The sequence below is a fragment of the Streptomyces sp. DSM 15324 genome, assembly GCF_001514285.1.
Classification (GTDB): Bacteria; Actinomycetota; Actinomycetes; order Streptomycetales; family Streptomycetaceae; genus Streptomyces.
In genome coordinates this window covers 1,227,039-1,243,444 of the sequence record NZ_KQ949023.1, presented here as the reverse complement: position 1 = coordinate 1,243,444, position 16,406 = coordinate 1,227,039, and the positions used below count along the sequence as shown (strand labels likewise).

Here is a 16,406-nt window from a genome sequence, read left to right as displayed (position 1 = left end):
CTACTGGCCGTCAGTTGTCGTCCTCGTCGATGAGGAAGCCACGCATCGGCGAGGGAGCCTGGCCCATCGGGGAGGGACCCTGCGGACGAACCGGTGCCATCGGCTGAGTCATGGCCGGCGACATCTGCTGCTGCCCGCCGTACGACGGCGCGGCGGGGCTGGGCGCGCCCATGCCCGAACCCATGCCCGAGCCCATGCCGGACCCCATACCCGAGCCCATGCCGGGAGCACCGGAGCCGTAGGACGGCGCGCCGGCGCCGGCCGGAGCCATGGAGGGCGCGGGGGACGGCGGCAGGGAAGCGGCAGCCGGGGTGCGCGGCGGAGCGAGGGAGTCGTCGGCCTGGGTCTCCAGCTGACGCAGCTGGGACTCGAGGTACGACTTCAGACGCGTGCGGTACTCGCGCTCGAAGCCGCGCAGGTCCTCGACCTTGCGCTCCAGCGTGGCGCGGGCGGACTCCAGGGAGCCCATCGCGACGCGGTGCTTCTCCTGCGCGTCCCGCTCCAGGGCGTCGGCCTTGGCACGGGCGTCACGCTCCAGACCCTCGGCACGCGAACGCGCCTCGCCGACGATCTTGTTGGCTTCGGAGCGGGCCTCGGCGATCGCCTGGTCGGCGGTCTGCTGGGCCAGCGAGAGGACTCGGGCGGCGCTGTCGCCACCGGGGCCCTGACCGGGGCCGCCCATCGGACCGCCCATGGGGCCGCCCATCGGACCGCCCATCTGCTGCTGCATCGGGGGCTGACCGCCCATGGGACCACCCATGGGGCCCTGGCCCATCGGCCCCGGACCCATCGGGCCGGGACCCTGCGGACCACCCTGACCGCCGGGACCGGCGGGCAGCTGCGGGGCACCGCTCGGCAGCTGGGGCGGGCCACCCATGGGGCCACCCATCTGCTGCTGCGGCGGGCCCGATATGCCGGCGGGCACCGGAGCGCCGGGACCTCGCATGCCCTGCTGGGGCATCCCCTGCTGGGGCATTCCCTGCTGGGGCATCCCCTGCGGAGGCATGCCCTGCTGCGGCATCCCCTGCGGAGGCATGCCGCCCTGCTGCATCCCACCCTGCTGAGGCATGCCGCCCTGCTGGTCCTGCGGCTCCGGGGGCTTGCGCATGTTCTGCTGGTTCTGGGCAGCGGCACGCGTGGCCGCGGCCAGTTTGGCGCGCAGGTCCTCGTTCTCGCGGAGCAGGCGGGTCAGTTCGGCTTCGACCTCGTCGAGGAAGGCATCGACCTCGTCCTCGTCATAGCCTTCTCGGAGGCGGACGGTCGTGAACTGCTTGTTCCGCACGTCCTCGGGGGTCAACGGCATCTCTTCACCTCAACGTAGTCGTCGGCATTCGGCAGGACCGTATCTCTCACATCGCTCACATCCCGGCCTGGGTGAGTGTGATCAGGATGTAGACGATGATCATCAATACGAAGAAGGACAGGTCGAGTGCCACGCCCCCGAGACGCAACGGCGGGATGACTCGCCGCAGAAGCTTGAGCGGTGGATCGGTGACAGTGTAGGTGGCCTCGAGAACGACCACCATCGCCTTGCCGGGTTGCCATGAGCGGGCGAACTGAAAGACGTAATCCATGACCAATCGGAAGATGAGCACGATCAGGAAGACCATCAGCACGACGTAGATCACCTGCAGAACCACGCTCATGTTCGGTGCTTCCCTCTCCCCTGTGTCCGGTCTTGTGTCTCAGCTCTGGTTGAAGAACCCGCCCTCTGCGATGCGGGCCTTGTCCTCCGCCGTGACATCGACGTTAGCAGGAGACAACAGGAACACCTTCTGGGTCACCCGCTCGATGCTGCCGTGAAGACCAAACACCAAACCGGCCGCAAAGTCGACAAGTCGCTTCGCGTCTGTGTCATCCATCTCAGTCAGATTCATGATCACCGGGGTGCCCTCACGGAAGTGTTCCCCGATGGTACGGGCCTCGTTGTAGGTCCGGGGGTGAAGCGTGGTGATCCGGTACGGCTCTCGTTCCGACACGACCTTGGGCATGATCACCGGTGCGTTCTTCTCCAGGGACTGACGTTCTTGTGTGATGGATGCCACGGGCGCGATGCGCGCCGGACGCCCGGATTCCGCGGCGAGGGAGGCGGACCGGGCCACCGGCTCACGCGGCGCGGGCGGCTGCGCGATGCGCACCTCTTCGTCCCTTTGGGACTGATGTGCTCCGTGCGACTGGTGGGACGGCTCGTGTCGCCGGTGGTCCCGCTCGGGTTCCGGGTCGAGCTCGGGTTCGAAGTCGTCATCGGGGTCGAAGCCCCGGCCGTCGTACCCATCGTCCTCCACGAGGCCGAGGTAGACCGCCATCTTGCGCATCGCGCCGGCCATGCTCTGAGTCCTCCGCTCTGTGGTGGATCGGCTTTCGACTGCCAAGTCCCGCGATCCACGTGGCCCTTGTGCCCGCCTACCGGCGGTAATGACCATATTTTCTGCTGTGGTCCGACTTCTTGGCGACGTTACCCGAGCCTGGGGCGGACTCCGAGTACCGCAGTGCCGACGCGTACATGTGTCGCTCCGGCGGCCACGGCCTCCTCGAGGTCCGCACTCATCCCCGCGGACACCATGGTGGCACCGGGATGGGTTCGGCGCAGGTCAGTCGACAAATCCATCAACCGCTCGAACGCGGCCCGTTGACGACCGGCGTACTCACCGGTCAGAGGTGCGACGGTCATCAGTCCGGCGAGTCTCAGTCCCGGTGCGCCGGCCACCAGCGCGGCCAACTCCTCGATCCCGCCGGGCGCCACGCCGCCCCGGTCCCCGCGTCCGCTCTCGCCGGCGTCGAGGGCGACCTGGATCAGGCACCCGACCTCCCGCCCGGCGCGCACCGCTTCCTTCGACAACGCGCCCACCAGCCGGGAGCGGTCCACGGACTGCACGAAGTCGGCGTAACCGACGACCGATCGCACCTTGTTGGTCTGCAACTGACCGACGAAGTGCCAGGAAAGCGACAGGTCCGAGCAAGTCGCGGCCTTGGGCGCGGCGTCCTGGTCCTTGTTCTCGGCGACGTGCCGCACCCCGAGGTCGGCGAGGATCCGCACGTCGTCGGCCGGATAGGTCTTGGTGACCACGATCAGGGTCACCTCCTCCCGCGCCCGGCCGGCGGCGGCGCACGCACGGGCGATGCGCTCCTCCACCTTCGCCAGGTTCACGGCGAGTTCGTCCTTACGGTCCGTCATGCCCCTCAGTCCAGCCAGACATATCCCGCGAGTCGCCCTGTGGCGCGGTCGCGGCGGTAGGAGAAGTGGTCCCCGGACTCACGGGTGCACACCGGCGACTGCTCCCGGTCGCACACCCCGAGCCGGTCGAGCTGCGCGTGCACCCCCGCGGTCACGTCGACCGCCGGCGTGCCCCAGCTGGTCTCGGCGTGCGCCGCCGGCTCGACGGCGGCGACCTCGGCGCGCATCTGCTCCGGCACCTCGTAGCACCGGCCGCAGACGGCGGGTCCGGTGCGGGCGACGATCCGGGACGGCTCGGCGCCGAGCTCGACCATGGCGCGTACGGCGGCGGGGACGATCCCGGCGACCATGCCGGGCCGGCCCGCGTGGGCCGCGGCGGCGACTCCGGCGACCGGGTCGGCCAGCAGGACGGGAGTGCAGTCGGCGGTGAGGACGGCGAGGGCGAGTCCGCGCCGCCCGGTGACGATCGCGTCGACCCGCGGCACCGGCCGGTCACCCCAGGGGCCCTCGACGACCGCGGCGTCGGCGCCGTGCACCTGGTTCATCCAGACCACGTCCGACGGGTCCAGCCCCAGCGACCCGGCGGCCAGTTCCCGGTTGGCATGCACGGCCGCGGCGTCGTCGCCGACCGCCCCGCCGAGGTTGAGCTCCTCATACGGAGCGGCGCTCACCCCGCCCCACCGGTCGGTGAAGGCGAAGTGCGCGCCGCTCACGCTCTCGCGCTGTCCTATCACTTCAGGAAGTCCGGCACGTCCAGTTCCTCGGCCGCGCTGTCCGAGTAGGTCCGCGACGGCGGGACCGGCGGGGCGACCGGGATCTCGGCCACCGGCTCGGGGGCCGGCTCCGGCTCCTCCTTCGGCGTGACGCTGCCGAGCGAGCCGAAGGAGGGGCGGCTCTCCGGCTGCCGCACCGGAGCGGGCTCCTCGCGGCGGGCGGCGGGCGTGGCCGAGCCGAGGACGTTGTCCCGGCGGGCCGGGGGCTGGCCGCCGTCGAAGCCGGCCGCGATGACGGTGACCCGGACCTCGTCGCCGAGCGCGTCGTCGATGACCGCGCCGAAGATGATGTTGGCCTCCGGGTGGGCGGCCTCGCTCACCAGCTGGGCGGCCTCGTTGATCTCGAACAGGCCGAGGTCGGAGCCGCCGGAGATGGAGAGCAGCACGCCGCGGGCGCCGTCGATGGAGGCCTCGAGGAGCGGCGAGGAGATCGCCATCTCCGCGGCGGCCACCGCGCGGTCGTCGCCGCGGGCCGAGCCGATGCCCATGAGCGCGGACCCGGCCTCGGACATGACCGACTTGACGTCGGCGAAGTCGAGGTTGATCAGGCCGGGGGTGGTGATGAGGTCGGTGATGCCCTGGACACCCGAGAGCAGGACCTGGTCGGCCGACTTGAAGGCGTCCAGGACCGAGACCTGGCGGTCCGAGATGGACAGCAGCCGGTCGTTGGGGATGACGATGAGGGTGTCCACCTCTTCGCGGAGTTCCGCGATGCCGTCCTCGGCCTGGTTGGCCCGGCGCCGTCCCTCGAAGGTGAACGGGCGGGTGACCACGCCGATGGTCAGGGCGCCCAGGGAGCGGGCGATGTTGGCCACGACGGGCGCGCCGCCGGTGCCGGTGCCGCCGCCTTCACCGGCCGTCACGAAGACCATGTCGGCCCCCTTGAGGACCTCCTCGATCTCCTCGCGGTGGTCCTCGGCGGCCTTGCGGCCGACGGCCGGGTTGGCGCCGGCGCCGAGTCCGCGGGTCAGTTCGCGGCCGACGTCGAGCTTGACGTCGGCGTCGCTCATCAACAGCGCCTGCGCGTCGGTGTTGATGGCGATGAACTCGACGCCCTTGAGACCGACCTCGATCATCCGGTTGATGGCATTGACACCACCGCCGCCGACACCGATGACTTTGATGACTGCGAGGTAGTTCTGCGGTGCTGCCACGTCGAAGGCCTCTCGCCTCGAGTTACGTGTCGCCGCCTCGCAGATGGTGCGATCCGACGACTGATGCCGAATGGGACGGTCCGTTTCGCCGACCCGAACCCTAACGCTGAAGTTTAGGGTTACCAGTGTGCCTGTTCCTTGGAGTCTTCTGAACAGGACACTAAGTCGACAAGTGGCGCCCGTTCAACGAACACGCCGAACCTCCCGTTTTTCTTTTCACCCTATGTGATCAGCCGTGTCGCTGCCCAACCAGGGTGCTGGCCTGCGCTGATGTGCGTCAACTCCCTGATGACGCGGGGGCCGTGGGAGCGCTGACGTCGAAGTGCCGCGCGGCCGGGGAGGCTTTCATGAGAGCACCGAGCGTACGCGCCTTCAGGGCTCCCTGGTCGGCACTTCCCCAGGCGACCGTACGGCCGTCGGTCAGCTCCAGCGAGATGTCGTCGTAGGAACGGACTTTGAGGGCACGGGCCTTCTGAGCGACGGCGTCCGGAATGTCGCCGGCGACCTCCACCGCCTCACGCACCAGCCGGTCCTCGCCGAAGCGGCGCAGGCTCGCGGCACCGGACCCGCCCGAACCCGACGCGGAGACGGCCATTTCGAGCAGGGGTACGTTCTTCGGTGTCCGGGAAATCGTGGCGAAACGGACGCCCTTGTCGTCCACTTCCACGAAGTTCGACCCTTTTCCGATGAGCAGGACGGGCTGCCGTTCCGTCACTTTCAGGCCGATTCCATGGGGCCAGGAACGCACCACGTCGACCGTGCCGATTCTGGGCAGCCGTGCGCGCAGCCGCGCGGCGATCGCCCCGGTGTCGACCGAGACGAGCGCCGATCCGACCGGTACGGCGGCCGCCTCGCGGACCTGGTCGGGCGTCAGGACGTCCGTGCCGGACACCGCGACGCGCTCGACCCTCGTCCACGGGGAGCCGTACAACACCCAGACCGTGCCACCGCCGAGGAGCAGGACGGCGAGCCCGATGATGATCATCATACGGAATCGGCGGGGGCCGCCCAGCCTTCGGACGAGGGGCGGGCCGGACGGCTCCTCCTGGCGTGCACCGCGCTCGACGGTGGCGGATCCGGCCACGCGCACTCCCTTTCCCGGCTCGGCCCCCCGGCGTTCGGCCCGGGGGGACCCGCCGCTGCGTCCTATCGCTGGGCGCGACTCGCCGCGATCGCCTCGTACACCATGCCGACGAGCAGGTCGTCGGCGTCCCTGCGGCCGAACTCGCTGGCGGCGCGGGACATCTCGTACAGCCGGTGCGGGTCGGCGAGCACCGGCAGGACGGACTCCCTGACCCACTCGGGGGTGAGTTCCGCGTCGTCGACGAGGAGCCCGCCGCCGGCCTTGACCACCGGCTGGGCGTTCAGCCGCTGTTCGCCGTTGCCGATGGGCAGCGGGACGTAGGCGGCCGGGAGTCCGACGGCGGAGAGTTCGGCGACGGTCATCGCGCCCGCGCGGCAGAGCATCATGTCGGCCGCGGCGTACGCGAGGTCCATCCGGTCCAGGTACGGTACCGGGATGTAGGGGGGCATTCCCGGCATCTGCTGGACGTGCGGCAGTTCGTTCTTCGGGCCGACCGCGTGCAGGATCTGGATACCGGCCTGCTGGAGCCAGGGCGCGACCTGCTGGACGACCTCGTTGAGCCGGCGGGCGCCCTGCGAGCCGCCCGAGACGAGCAGCGTCGGCAGGTTGGGGTCGAGGCCGAACATGTGCCGCGCCTCGGGACGGGCCGCGGCGCGGTCCAGGGTGGCGATGGAGCGGCGCAGCGGGATGCCGATGTAGCGGGCGTCACGCAGCTTGCTGTCGGGCGTGGAGACGGCGACGCGGGCGGCGTACCGGGAGCCGATCTTGTTGGCCAGGCCGGGGCGCGCGTTGGCCTCGTGGACCACGATCGGCACGCCGAGGCGCTTGGCGGCGAGGTAGCCGGGCAGGGCCACGTAACCGCCGAAGCCGACGACGGCGTCGGCCTTGGTGCGCTCCAGGATCTGCTCGGCTGCCTTGATCGTGCCGCGCAGCCGGCCCGGGACGGTGATCAGCTCGGGGGTGGGCTTGCGCGGCAGCGGTACGGCCGGGATCAGCGCGAGGTCGTAGCCCCGCTGCGGAACGAGCGTGGTCTCCAGGCCGCGCTCGGTGCCCAGGGCCGTGATCCCCACGGTGGGGTCCTGCCTGCGCAGGGCGTCCGCGAGGGCGAGCGCGGGCTCGATGTGGCCGGCGGTCCCCCCACCAGCGAGTACGACATGCACCGAAATTCACCGCTCTCCGGACGGACGCGCCGCCGAGGCACGCCGTCGCATCGTGTTCCATCTCCGGGGTTCCCGTTTCACCGGGGAACCCCCGGCACCCCGCTTTCTACCAAAGCGGGGTTGCCGCATCGCAAGCGCCGTCCGTGCAGCCGGGTCGTCACGTGCGAAGGCGATCAGCAGCCCGATCGCGAACATGGTCGGCAGCAGGGCGGAGCCCCCGTAGGAGAACAGCGGGAGGGGGACACCGGCGATCGGCAGCAGACCGAGCACCGCACCGATGTTGATCACGGCTTGCGCGGTGATCCAGGTGGTCACACCTCCCGCGGCGTACCTCACGAAGGGGTCCTCCGTGCGTCCGGCCACGCGGATACCCGCATAGCCTAGAGCCGCGAACAGGGCGAGCACCGACAGCGTCCCCGCGAGGCCCAGTTCCTCACCGGTGACGGCGAAGATGAAGTCGGTGTGGGCTTCAGGGAGTTGTCCCCATTTCTCCACACTCGCCCCGAGTCCTGAGCCGAAGATCCCGCCGGAGGCGAGGGCGTAGATCCCGTGCACGGCCTGCCAGCAGTCGGCGGCCCCGGACTTGGGCTCGGTGGCGCCGATGCAGGCGAGCCGGGCCATCCGGTTGGGGCTGGTCTTGATCAGGACGAACCCGATCGCGGCCGCGATCGACAGCACACCGACGAACAGGCGGGTGGGCGCGCCCGCGAGCCACAGCAGCCCGAACAGGATCGCGGTCAGGATGATCGCCGTCCCCATGTCGCCGCCGAGCATGATCAGCCCGAGCAGCATGAAGGCCACCGGGACCAGCGGCACCAGCATGTGCTTCCACTGGGCGAGCAGCTTGCGGTCCTGCTTGCGGGCGAGCAGGTCGGCGCCCCAGAGCACCAGGGCGAGCTTGCCGAACTCGCTGGGCTGGATCTGGAAGGAGCCGCCGAGGGAGATCCAGTTCTGGTTGCCGTTGACGGCCATCCCTATCCCGGGCACCTGCACCAGGGCCATCGTGAAGACGGCTCCGGCGAGGATCGGGTAGGCCAGCGCCCGGTGCAGCTTGACCGGCATCCGGGAGGCGACCAGCAGCAGCACGGCCCCGATGGAGGCGGCCAGGAACTGCTTGCGGAAGAAGAACGACCCGGGCAGCGACATCTGCAGCGCGGTGATCTGCGAGGCGGAGTACACCATCACCAGCCCGAGCACGGTGATCAGCAGACTGCCGCCGAGGATCACGTAGTAGGCGGTGAGCGGCCGGTCCCAGGCTTTACGCGCGCGCGTGTAGAGCCGTAGGACCGGGTTGTCACGCGGAGACCGCGCGGCCGGCGGTCTCCTGACGGCCCGCTGAGCGGGCGGCCTCCCGGTACGACTACTGGACACGTGACTACAACCCCCTAGGGGCGTGGGACCCTGACATGTGCGGCTCCGCGGCGCGGGCGCGACAAGCCCCCACCGGCCCGCACCTGAACGACACCGTCACGCGCCCTCCCAAAGACCCGCCGTCAGGCGAGTCCGCGCACCGCTTCGGCGAACGCGTCCCCGCGCTGGTTGTAGTTGACGAACATGTCCATGGAGGCGCAGGCCGGGGCGAGCAGGACCGTGTCTCCCGCGCGGGCGAGGCGCCGGGCCTCCTGGACAGCCGCGAGCATCGCCCCAGTGTCGGTCCGGTCGAGGTCCACGACGGGTACCTCCGGGGCGTGTCGCGCGAGGGCTTCGGCGATCAGCGCGCGGTCGGCGCCGATCAGGACGGCCCCGCGCAGCCGTGGGGCGGACTTGGCGACGAGCTCGTCGAAGGTCGCGCCCTTGGCGAGCCCGCCGGCGATCCACACGATCGACGGGTAGGCCGCCAACGAGGCCTCCGCGGCGTGCGTGTTGGTGGCCTTGGAGTCGTCGACGTACGCGACGCCGTCCACGTCGGCCACGTGGGCGATGCGGTGGGCGTCCGGTGTGAAGGCCCGCAGGCCGTCCCGTACGGCCCTGGGAGGCACGCCGAAGGCGCGGGCGAGGGCCGCCGCGGCAAGGGCGTTGGCGATGTTGTGCGGGGCGGGCGGGGTGACGTCCGTGACCTCGGCGAGTTCCTGGGCGTTCTTCTGCCGGTTCTCGACGAACGCGCGGTCGACCAGGATGCCGTCGATCACGCCGAGTTGGGAGGGTCCCGGGGTGCCGAGGGTGAAGCCGATGGCGCGGCAGCCCTCCTCGACGTCCGCCTCGCGCACCAGGTCCTCGGTGGCCTTGTCGGCGACGTTGTAGACGCAGGCGACGCGATTGCCCTCGTAGACGCGGCCCTTGTCGCGCGCGTACGCCTCCATCGAGCCGTGCCAGTCGAGGTGGTCGGGGGCGAGGTTCAGCACGGCGGCCGAGTGCGCCCGCAGGGAGGGCGCCCAGTGCAGCTGGTAGCTGGACAGTTCGACGGCGAGGACGTCGTACTCCTCGTCGCCGAGGACGGCGTCGAGCAGGGAGACGCCGATGTTGCCGACGGCCGCGGTGCGCAGTCCGGCCGCCTTCAGGATGGAGGCCAGCATCTGGGTCGTGGTCGTCTTGCCGTTGGTGCCGGTGACGCACAGCCAAGGGGCTGCGCCCGGGCCCCTGAGGCGCCAGGCCAGCTCGACGTCCCCCCAGACGTCCACGCCGGCTTCGGCGGCCGCCGCGAAGAGCGGCTTGTCCGGCTTCCAGCCGGGGGCGGTGACGATGAGGTCGGTGCCGTCGGGCAGGGTCGCTCCGTCGCCGAGCCGCACGGTGACGCCGAGCGCCTCCAGTTCGGCGGCCTGCTCACGCGCGCGTGCGTCGTCGCCGTCGTTGACGACGGTGACCCGGGCGCCGAGCCCGTGCAGCACCTTGGCCGCCGGGACGCCGGAGACCCCGAGTCCGGCGACGGTGACGTGCTTGCCCTCCCAGGAGAGCCCCTGCCCATCGGTCACTTGTCTGCTGCCCATCCCGCGTAGAAGAGGCCCAGTCCGACGATCACACAGATGCCCTGGATGATCCAGAAGCGGACCACCACCAGGACTTCGGACCAGCCCTTGAGTTCGAAGTGGTGCTGGAGCGGTGCCATCCGGAAGACCCGCTTCCCGGTCAGCCGGAACGAGCCGACCTGGATGACCACCGACATGGTGATGAGGACGAACAGACCGCCCATGATGGCCACCAGCAGCTCCGTGCGGGAGCAGATGGCGAGGCCCGTGAGGACGCCGCCGAGCGCCAGCGAACCGGTGTCGCCCATGAAGATCTTGGCCGGTGACGTGTTCCACCACAGGAAGCCCAGGCAGGCACCCATCAGCGCGGCGGAGACCACCGCGAGGTCCAGCGGATCGCGCACCTCGTAGCAGGCGTTGGGGTTCGTCAGCGTCTCGCCGTTGGCGCAGGACTCCTGGTACTGCCAGACCCCGATGAACGTGTACGCGCCGAAGACGAGGACCGAGGCGCCGGTGGCCAGGCCGTCCAGACCGTCGGTGAGGTTCACGCCGTTGGACATGGCGAGGATCATGAACAGCGCCCAGACGACGAACAGCACGGGGCCGATCGTCCAGCCGAAGTCCGTGATGAACGACAGCTTCGTGGAGGCCGGCGTGTTGCCGCGGGAGTCCGCGAACTGCAGCGAGAGCACCGCGAAGGCGATACCGACGATCAGCTGGCCGGCCATCTTCGCCTTGGCCCGCAGACCGAGCGAGCGCCGCTTGACGATCTTGATGTAGTCGTCGAGGAAGCCGACGAGGCCCATGCCGCACATCAGGCCCAGCACCAGCAGACCGGAGTAGGTCGGCGGCTTGCCCGTGATCAGCTTGGACAGGAAGTACGCCGCGACCGTCGCCAGTATGAACGCGATACCGCCCATGGTCGGCGTACCGCGCTTGCTGGCGTGCTCGCGCGGGCCGTCGTCGCGGATGTACTGGCCGTAGCCCTTGCGCGCCAGCAGCTTGATCAGCAGCGGCGTGCCGATCAGCGTCAGGAAGAGGCCAATGACACCCGCGAACAGGATCTGCTTCATCATCGGGCGGAAACCTCACCCTCGGCACCGGTCGCGAGCAGCGCCTGCGCGACGCTCTCGAGGCCCACCGATCGGGACGCCTTCACGAGTACGACGTCCCCCGGGCGCAGCTCGCTGCGCAACAGGTCGACCGCCGCCTGTGCGTCGGACACGTGCACCGACTCCTCACCCCACGAACCCTCGTTATATGCGCCCAGTTGCAGCCAGGCGGCTTCCCTGCCCCCGACCGCGACGAGCTTGCTGACGTTGAGCCGGACGGCGAGCCGCCCGACAGCGTCGTGCTCGGCGAGCGCCTCGTCCCCGAGCTCGGCCATCTTGCCGAGCACCGCCCAGGTCCGCCTCCCCTTGCCCATGGCCGCCAGCGCGCGCAGAGCGGCTCGCATGGACTCGGGGTTCGCGTTGTAGGCGTCGTTGACGATCGTCACGCCGTCCGGGCGCTCGGTGACCTCCATCCGCCAGCGGGAGAGGGAGCCCGCCTCGGAGAGCGCGGTGGCGATCTCTGTTACGGACATGCCCAGCTCATGGGCGACGGCGGCCGCGGCGAGCGCGTTCGACACGTGGTGCTCACCGTACAGGCGCATGGTCACATCGCTGCACCCGGAGGGTGTGTGAAGGCTGAAGGAGGGCTGTCCGCTGTCCGTGAGTCGTACGTTCTCAGCCCGTACGTCCGCTTCGCCGGACTCTCCGAAAAGGACCACCTTCGCCTTCGTACGGGAGGCCATGGCCCGGACCAACGGGTCGTCGGCGTTGAGGATCGCGACCCCGCCGTCGCTCGCCGGGGGAAGGCTCTCGACCAGCTCGCCCTTTGCCTGTGCGATCTGTTCGCGGCCGCCGAACTCGCCGATGTGGGCGGTGCCGACGTTCAGGACGAGACCGACCTTCGGCGGCGTCAGGTCGGTGAGGTAGCGGATGTGCCCGATGCCGCGGGCGCCCATCTCCAGGACCAGGAACCGGGTTTCCTCGGTCGCGGACAGCGCGGTCAGCGGCAGCCCGATCTCGTTGTTGAGGGAGCCGGGGGTGAAGACGGTCGGCGCCTTGCGCCGGAGCACCTGGGCGATGAGGTCCTTGGTGCTGGTCTTGCCGGCGGAGCCGGTGAGTGCGACGAGGGTCGTGCCGAGCGTGTGCACGACGTGCCGGGCGAGGGCGCCGAGGGCGGCCTGGACGTCGTCCACGACGATCGCGGGCACGCCGACCGGGCGCGAGGCCAGTACGGCCACCGCGCCCGCCTCGACGACCGCGGCCGCGTAGTCGTGGCCGTCGACGCGTTCACCGACGAAGGCGACGAAGAGGCTGCCGGGCTCCACCTCGCGGGAGTCCCGGACGACCGGTCCGGTGACCTCCGCGGACGGATCCGGTATGTCGTACGTCTGCCCGCCGACGACTGCTGCGATCTCGGCGAGGGAGAGGGCGATCACAAGTTCATCCCTGGGTCTGCTGGATAGCTTCGCGAAGCACCTGGCGGTCGTCGAACGGACGGACCACTCCGGCGATGTCCTGGCCCTGCTCATGGCCCTTGCCCGCGACCAGCACGGTGTCCCCGGTGTGCGCGCGGGCGACGGCGGCGGCGATCGCGGCGGCCCGGTCCTCGAACAGGAGCACCTCGCCGCGCTCGTGCGCGGGCACCGACGCGGCCCCTTCGAGCATGGTCGCGAGGATCGCGAGGGGGTCCTCGGAGCGGGGGTTGTCGGAGGTCAGTACGGCGGTGTCGGCGAGCCGTGCCGCGGCGGCGCCCATCGGCGCGCGCTTGGTGCGGTCCCGGTCGCCGCCGCAGCCGATGACGACGTGCAGCCGGCCCTTGGTGACCTTGCGCAGCGCCTTGAGCACCGATTCGACGGCGTCCGTCTTGTGGGCGTAGTCGACGACCGCGAGGTAGGGCTGGCCGGCGTCGACGCGCTCCAGGCGGCCCGGCACGCCCGGTACGGCGGCGACGCCGTCGGCGGCGGTCTGCGGGTCGAGTCCGGCGGCGGCGAGGGCGACGATCGCGGCGAGGGTGTTGGCCACGTTGAACGCGCCGGGCAGCGGCGCCCTGGCGGCGACCCGCACCCCGTCCGGGCCGAGGACGGTGAACGTCGAGTCCATCGGGCCGATGTGGACCTCGGTCGCGCGCCAGTCGGCGTCGGGGTGCCCCTCGGCGGAGAAGGTGACGACCGGGACCTCGGCCTCGCCGGCCAGCCGGCGGCCGTAGGCGTCGTCGAGGTTGACCACGCCGAGTTTGCTGCGTTCAAGAGTGAACAGCTGCGCCTTGGCCCGGAAGTAGTCCTCCATGTCGGAGTGGAACTCCATGTGTTCCGGGCTGAGGTTGTTGAAGACGGCGATGTCGAAGACGCAGCCGTCGACCCGGCCGAGGACGAGGGCGTGGCTGGACACCTCCATGGCCACCGCCTCGACCCCGCGCTCGCGCATCACGGCGAACAGGGCCTGAAGATCGGTGGCCTCGGGGGTGGTGCGCTCGGACTTGATGCGCTCCTCGCCGATGCGCATCTCGACCGTGCCGATCAGCCCGGTGGACTTCAGCGACTTCAGCCCGCCCTCCACCAGGTAGGCGGTGGTGGTCTTGCCGGAGGTGCCGGTGATGCCGATCTGGAGCAGGTCGCGGCCCGGGCGGCCGTAGATCGTGGCCGCCAGCTCGCCCATCCGCGCGCGCGGGTCGTCGGCGACCAGGACCGGCAGTCCGGTCGCGGCGGCGCGCTCGGCGCCGGTCGGGTCGGTGAGCACGGCGACCGCGCCGAGGCCGGCGGCCTGGGTGACGAAGTCGGCACCGTGCAGCCGGGCGCCCGGGAGCGCGGCGTACAGGTCGCCGGGGCGGACGGCGCGCGAGTCGTGGGTGATGCCCGTGACGGTCGCCTCGCTCCGCACGGCGGTGGCCCCCAGCTGGTCGGCGAGCTCCGCGAGGGGTGTGGCGGAGACCTGAACAGGCCTGGGCGGTCCCGGATATGTCACGGAAGCGCCCTTCTGGGTGGTTTGGGACTGATCAGCGTGTGGCACGGCGGTGAGCGTACCGGGCGCACCCGCCTGCGGGCGAAGCGAGGCGGAGGGGGACGCGTGGTTACCGGGGTCGGGAGTGATCATGGTCACGGGCTGGTTCCTGGCTGGTTCGGCGCTGAACAGCGATGGACGGGACGTCAGGGGGAGAAGGTCACGGGCAGGTTGGCCGCCTTCGCCCCGGTCGGCGGGATCTGGAGGGTCTTCAGGGCGAACTCCATGACCTGCTTGAAGATGGGGCCGCAGATCTGGCCGCCGAAGTAGCTGCCCTGGGTGGCGTTCTGGATGGCGCAGTAGACGGTGACCCGGGGCTGGTCGGCGGGGGCGAAGCCGGCGAAGGAGGAGGTGTATCCCTTGTACTTGCCGGTGGCCGGATCCACGCGGTTCGCCGTGCCCGTCTTGCCCGCGACGCGGTAGCCGGGGATGCGCGCCCTGGTGCCGGTGCCCTCCTGGTCGTCCACGACCGACTCCAGCATCTGCGCGAGGGCCTTCGCCGTCTTCGCGCTGACCACCCGGGTCTTCTCGGGTGCGGCGGCGGGGGTGAAGCGGCCGTCGGGGCCCTGGGTGCCGCGCACCAGGGTCGGCTCGATCCGTACGCCGCCGTTGGCGATGGTCGAGTAGACGGAGGCGGCCTGGAGCGCGTTGAGCGAGACGCCCTGTCCGAAAGGGATCGTGTACTGCTGCGAGGTGGACCAGGTGCCGGGCGCGGCGAGGATGCCCTTCGTCTCGCCGGGGAAGCCGAGTCCGCTGTAGCTGCCGAGGCCGAACTTGCGCAGGTAGGAGTAGAGGACCCGGTTGGCCTCGGCCTGGGTCCTGCCGAGTTCCCCGGTGGCGAGGATCGTGCCGATGTTGCTGGACTTGGCGAGCACGCCGTTGAGCGTCAGGTTCCAGGTCGGGTGGTCGATGTCGTCCTTGAAGAGCCGGTCGCCGCGGTGCAGCCGGTTCGGTACGACGACATGGGTGAGCGGGGTGGCGACGTTCTCCTCCAGGACGGCCGCCATCGACATGATCTTGGCGGTGGAGCCGGGCTCGTAGGCGTCCTGGAGGGCCGCGTTGCCGAGGGCGTTCGGGTCGGCCCGGGTGAGGTCGTTGGGGTCGAAGCCGGGCGAGTTGGCCATGGCGAGGATCTCGCCGGTGCGGGTGTCCTGGACGACGACGTAGCCGCGGTCCGCCTTGGACGCCTTGACCTGCTCGGTGATGGCGTTCTGGGCGGCCCACTGGATGTCCCGGTCGATCGTGAGCTCGACGTCGGAGCCGGGCACGGCGGGGGTCTCGGTGGAGCCGGCGGTGGGGACCTGGAGGCCGCCGGACTGGGCGTAGCGGATCTTGCCGTTCTTGCCGGCCAGGACGGAGTTCAGCTGCTGCTCGATACCGCCGCCGCCCCTGCCCTCGGCGTTGACCCAGCCGAGCACGGAGGCGGCGAGGTCGCCGTTGGGGTACACGCGCTTGCTGCTGGGGACCGCGAAGAGACCCGCGAGGACGTTGACCGTGGTGCCGTCGGACCGGGACTTGGCGGCGAGCGCGGAGCGCAGGTCCTTGATCTGCTTCCAGACCTCCGGGGTCTGCCGGACGGCCAGCAGCGCGTACTGCGACCTGGTGTTCCGGGGCCGGAGCTTGGCGACGATCGCGGACTGCTCCTGGCCGAGGATCGGGGCGAGGAGGGCCGCGGCCTGCTCGGGGCCGTCGTCGATGCGCAGGTTCTCGCGGTTGAACATCGTCGGGTCGGCGGTGATGTCGTAGGCGTCCTCGCTGCTGGCGAGGGCGACCCCGCTGCGGTCGGTGATCTCGCCGCGCTCGGCGGCCAGCACCTGGCCGACGTACCGGTTCCGGTCGGCCTTGGCGGCGTAGGTGCCGGCGTCGACGGCCTGGACCTGGAGGAGGCGCACCACGAAGGCGGCCATCACCAGGGTGAGGGCGAGGCCGACCATGCGCAGCCGGGGGCGGGGGCTGCCGAGCCGGAGGGCGCGCGGGGCCGGGGCGCGCGGGGCGGGCGGACGGCGGGCCGGGCGGGCGCCGGGGCCGGGCCGTCGCTGGGCGGAGGCGGGGCGGGAGGGCCGGGCGGGGCCGGGCACGCGGCGGCGGGGCGGTTCCCTGTCGGACAC

14 protein-coding genes are annotated in these 16,406 nt (G+C 70.9%); all 14 read right to left on the bottom strand.

All coding sequences use genetic code 11. The features are described 5' to 3' along the window. Nucleotides 1–10: 10 nt before the first annotated feature. Nucleotides 11–1,303, bottom strand: a complete 1,293-nt coding sequence (locus tag AQJ58_RS05465; RefSeq protein ID WP_067245237.1) for a DivIVA domain-containing protein — start codon at nucleotides 1,301–1,303, stop codon at nucleotides 11–13. Between the two features lie 55 nt (nucleotides 1,304–1,358). Further along, the gene (locus AQJ58_RS05460) at nucleotides 1,359–1,646 is read right to left on the bottom strand and encodes a YggT family protein (RefSeq protein ID WP_067245235.1); all 288 of its coding nucleotides are present in this window, start codon (nucleotides 1,644–1,646) and stop codon (nucleotides 1,359–1,361) included. Between the two features lie 39 nt (nucleotides 1,647–1,685). Then, complete coding sequence (locus AQJ58_RS05455; RefSeq protein WP_067245233.1) at nucleotides 1,686–2,327, bottom strand: cell division protein SepF; 642 nt, start codon at nucleotides 2,325–2,327, stop codon at nucleotides 1,686–1,688. Nucleotides 2,328–2,455: 128 nt separating this feature from the next. Beyond that, on the bottom strand, nucleotides 2,456–3,175 hold the full coding sequence (locus tag AQJ58_RS05450; protein ID WP_067245231.1) for a YggS family pyridoxal phosphate-dependent enzyme: 720 nt from the start codon (nucleotides 3,173–3,175) through the stop codon (nucleotides 2,456–2,458). A gap of 5 nt (nucleotides 3,176–3,180) precedes the next feature. Then, the gene (gene pgeF / locus AQJ58_RS05445) at nucleotides 3,181–3,909 is read right to left on the bottom strand and encodes a peptidoglycan editing factor PgeF (protein WP_067245229.1); all 729 of its coding nucleotides are present in this window, start codon (nucleotides 3,907–3,909) and stop codon (nucleotides 3,181–3,183) included. Further along, on the bottom strand, nucleotides 3,906–5,102 hold the full coding sequence (gene ftsZ / locus AQJ58_RS05440) for a cell division protein FtsZ (RefSeq protein WP_067245227.1): 1,197 nt from the start codon (nucleotides 5,100–5,102) through the stop codon (nucleotides 3,906–3,908). Before ftsZ ends, pgeF begins: the two co-directional genes overlap by 4 nt. A 277-nt stretch (nucleotides 5,103–5,379) precedes the next feature. After that, nucleotides 5,380–6,186: a cell division protein FtsQ/DivIB gene (locus AQJ58_RS05435; RefSeq protein ID WP_067245826.1), complete on the bottom strand. Its 807-nt coding sequence runs from the start codon at nucleotides 6,184–6,186 to the stop codon at nucleotides 5,380–5,382. A 62-nt stretch (nucleotides 6,187–6,248) separates the two neighbouring features. Further along, nucleotides 6,249–7,346, bottom strand: a complete 1,098-nt coding sequence (murG, locus tag AQJ58_RS05430; RefSeq protein ID WP_055633830.1) for an undecaprenyldiphospho-muramoylpentapeptide beta-N-acetylglucosaminyltransferase — start codon at nucleotides 7,344–7,346, stop codon at nucleotides 6,249–6,251. 6 nt (nucleotides 7,347–7,352) lie between these two features. Continuing rightward, nucleotides 7,353–8,717: a putative lipid II flippase FtsW gene (ftsW, locus tag AQJ58_RS05425; protein WP_067245225.1), complete on the bottom strand. Its 1,365-nt coding sequence runs from the start codon at nucleotides 8,715–8,717 to the stop codon at nucleotides 7,353–7,355. A gap of 122 nt (nucleotides 8,718–8,839) precedes the next feature. After that, nucleotides 8,840–10,270: a UDP-N-acetylmuramoyl-L-alanine--D-glutamate ligase gene (gene murD / locus AQJ58_RS05420; RefSeq protein ID WP_067245224.1), complete on the bottom strand. Its 1,431-nt coding sequence runs from the start codon at nucleotides 10,268–10,270 to the stop codon at nucleotides 8,840–8,842. Further along, the gene (gene mraY / locus AQJ58_RS05415) at nucleotides 10,252–11,325 is read right to left on the bottom strand and encodes a phospho-N-acetylmuramoyl-pentapeptide-transferase (protein ID WP_067245222.1); all 1,074 of its coding nucleotides are present in this window, start codon (nucleotides 11,323–11,325) and stop codon (nucleotides 10,252–10,254) included. The genes murD and mraY overlap by 19 nt, the downstream gene beginning before the upstream one ends. After that, complete coding sequence (locus AQJ58_RS05410) at nucleotides 11,322–12,737, bottom strand: UDP-N-acetylmuramoyl-tripeptide--D-alanyl-D-alanine ligase (RefSeq protein WP_067245221.1); 1,416 nt, start codon at nucleotides 12,735–12,737, stop codon at nucleotides 11,322–11,324. Before AQJ58_RS05410 ends, mraY begins: the two co-directional genes overlap by 4 nt. 4 nt (nucleotides 12,738–12,741) lie before the next feature. After that, a complete protein-coding gene (locus AQJ58_RS05405) occupies nucleotides 12,742–14,397 on the bottom strand; it encodes a UDP-N-acetylmuramoyl-L-alanyl-D-glutamate--2,6-diaminopimelate ligase (protein WP_420712129.1) in 1,656 nt (551 codons plus the stop codon). 47 nt (nucleotides 14,398–14,444) lie between these two features. After that, nucleotides 14,445–16,406 carry a peptidoglycan D,D-transpeptidase FtsI family protein gene (locus AQJ58_RS05400; RefSeq protein ID WP_324613734.1) on the bottom strand — a complete coding sequence of 654 codons (1,962 nt, stop codon included), beginning with the start codon at nucleotides 16,404–16,406 and terminating at the stop codon, nucleotides 14,445–14,447.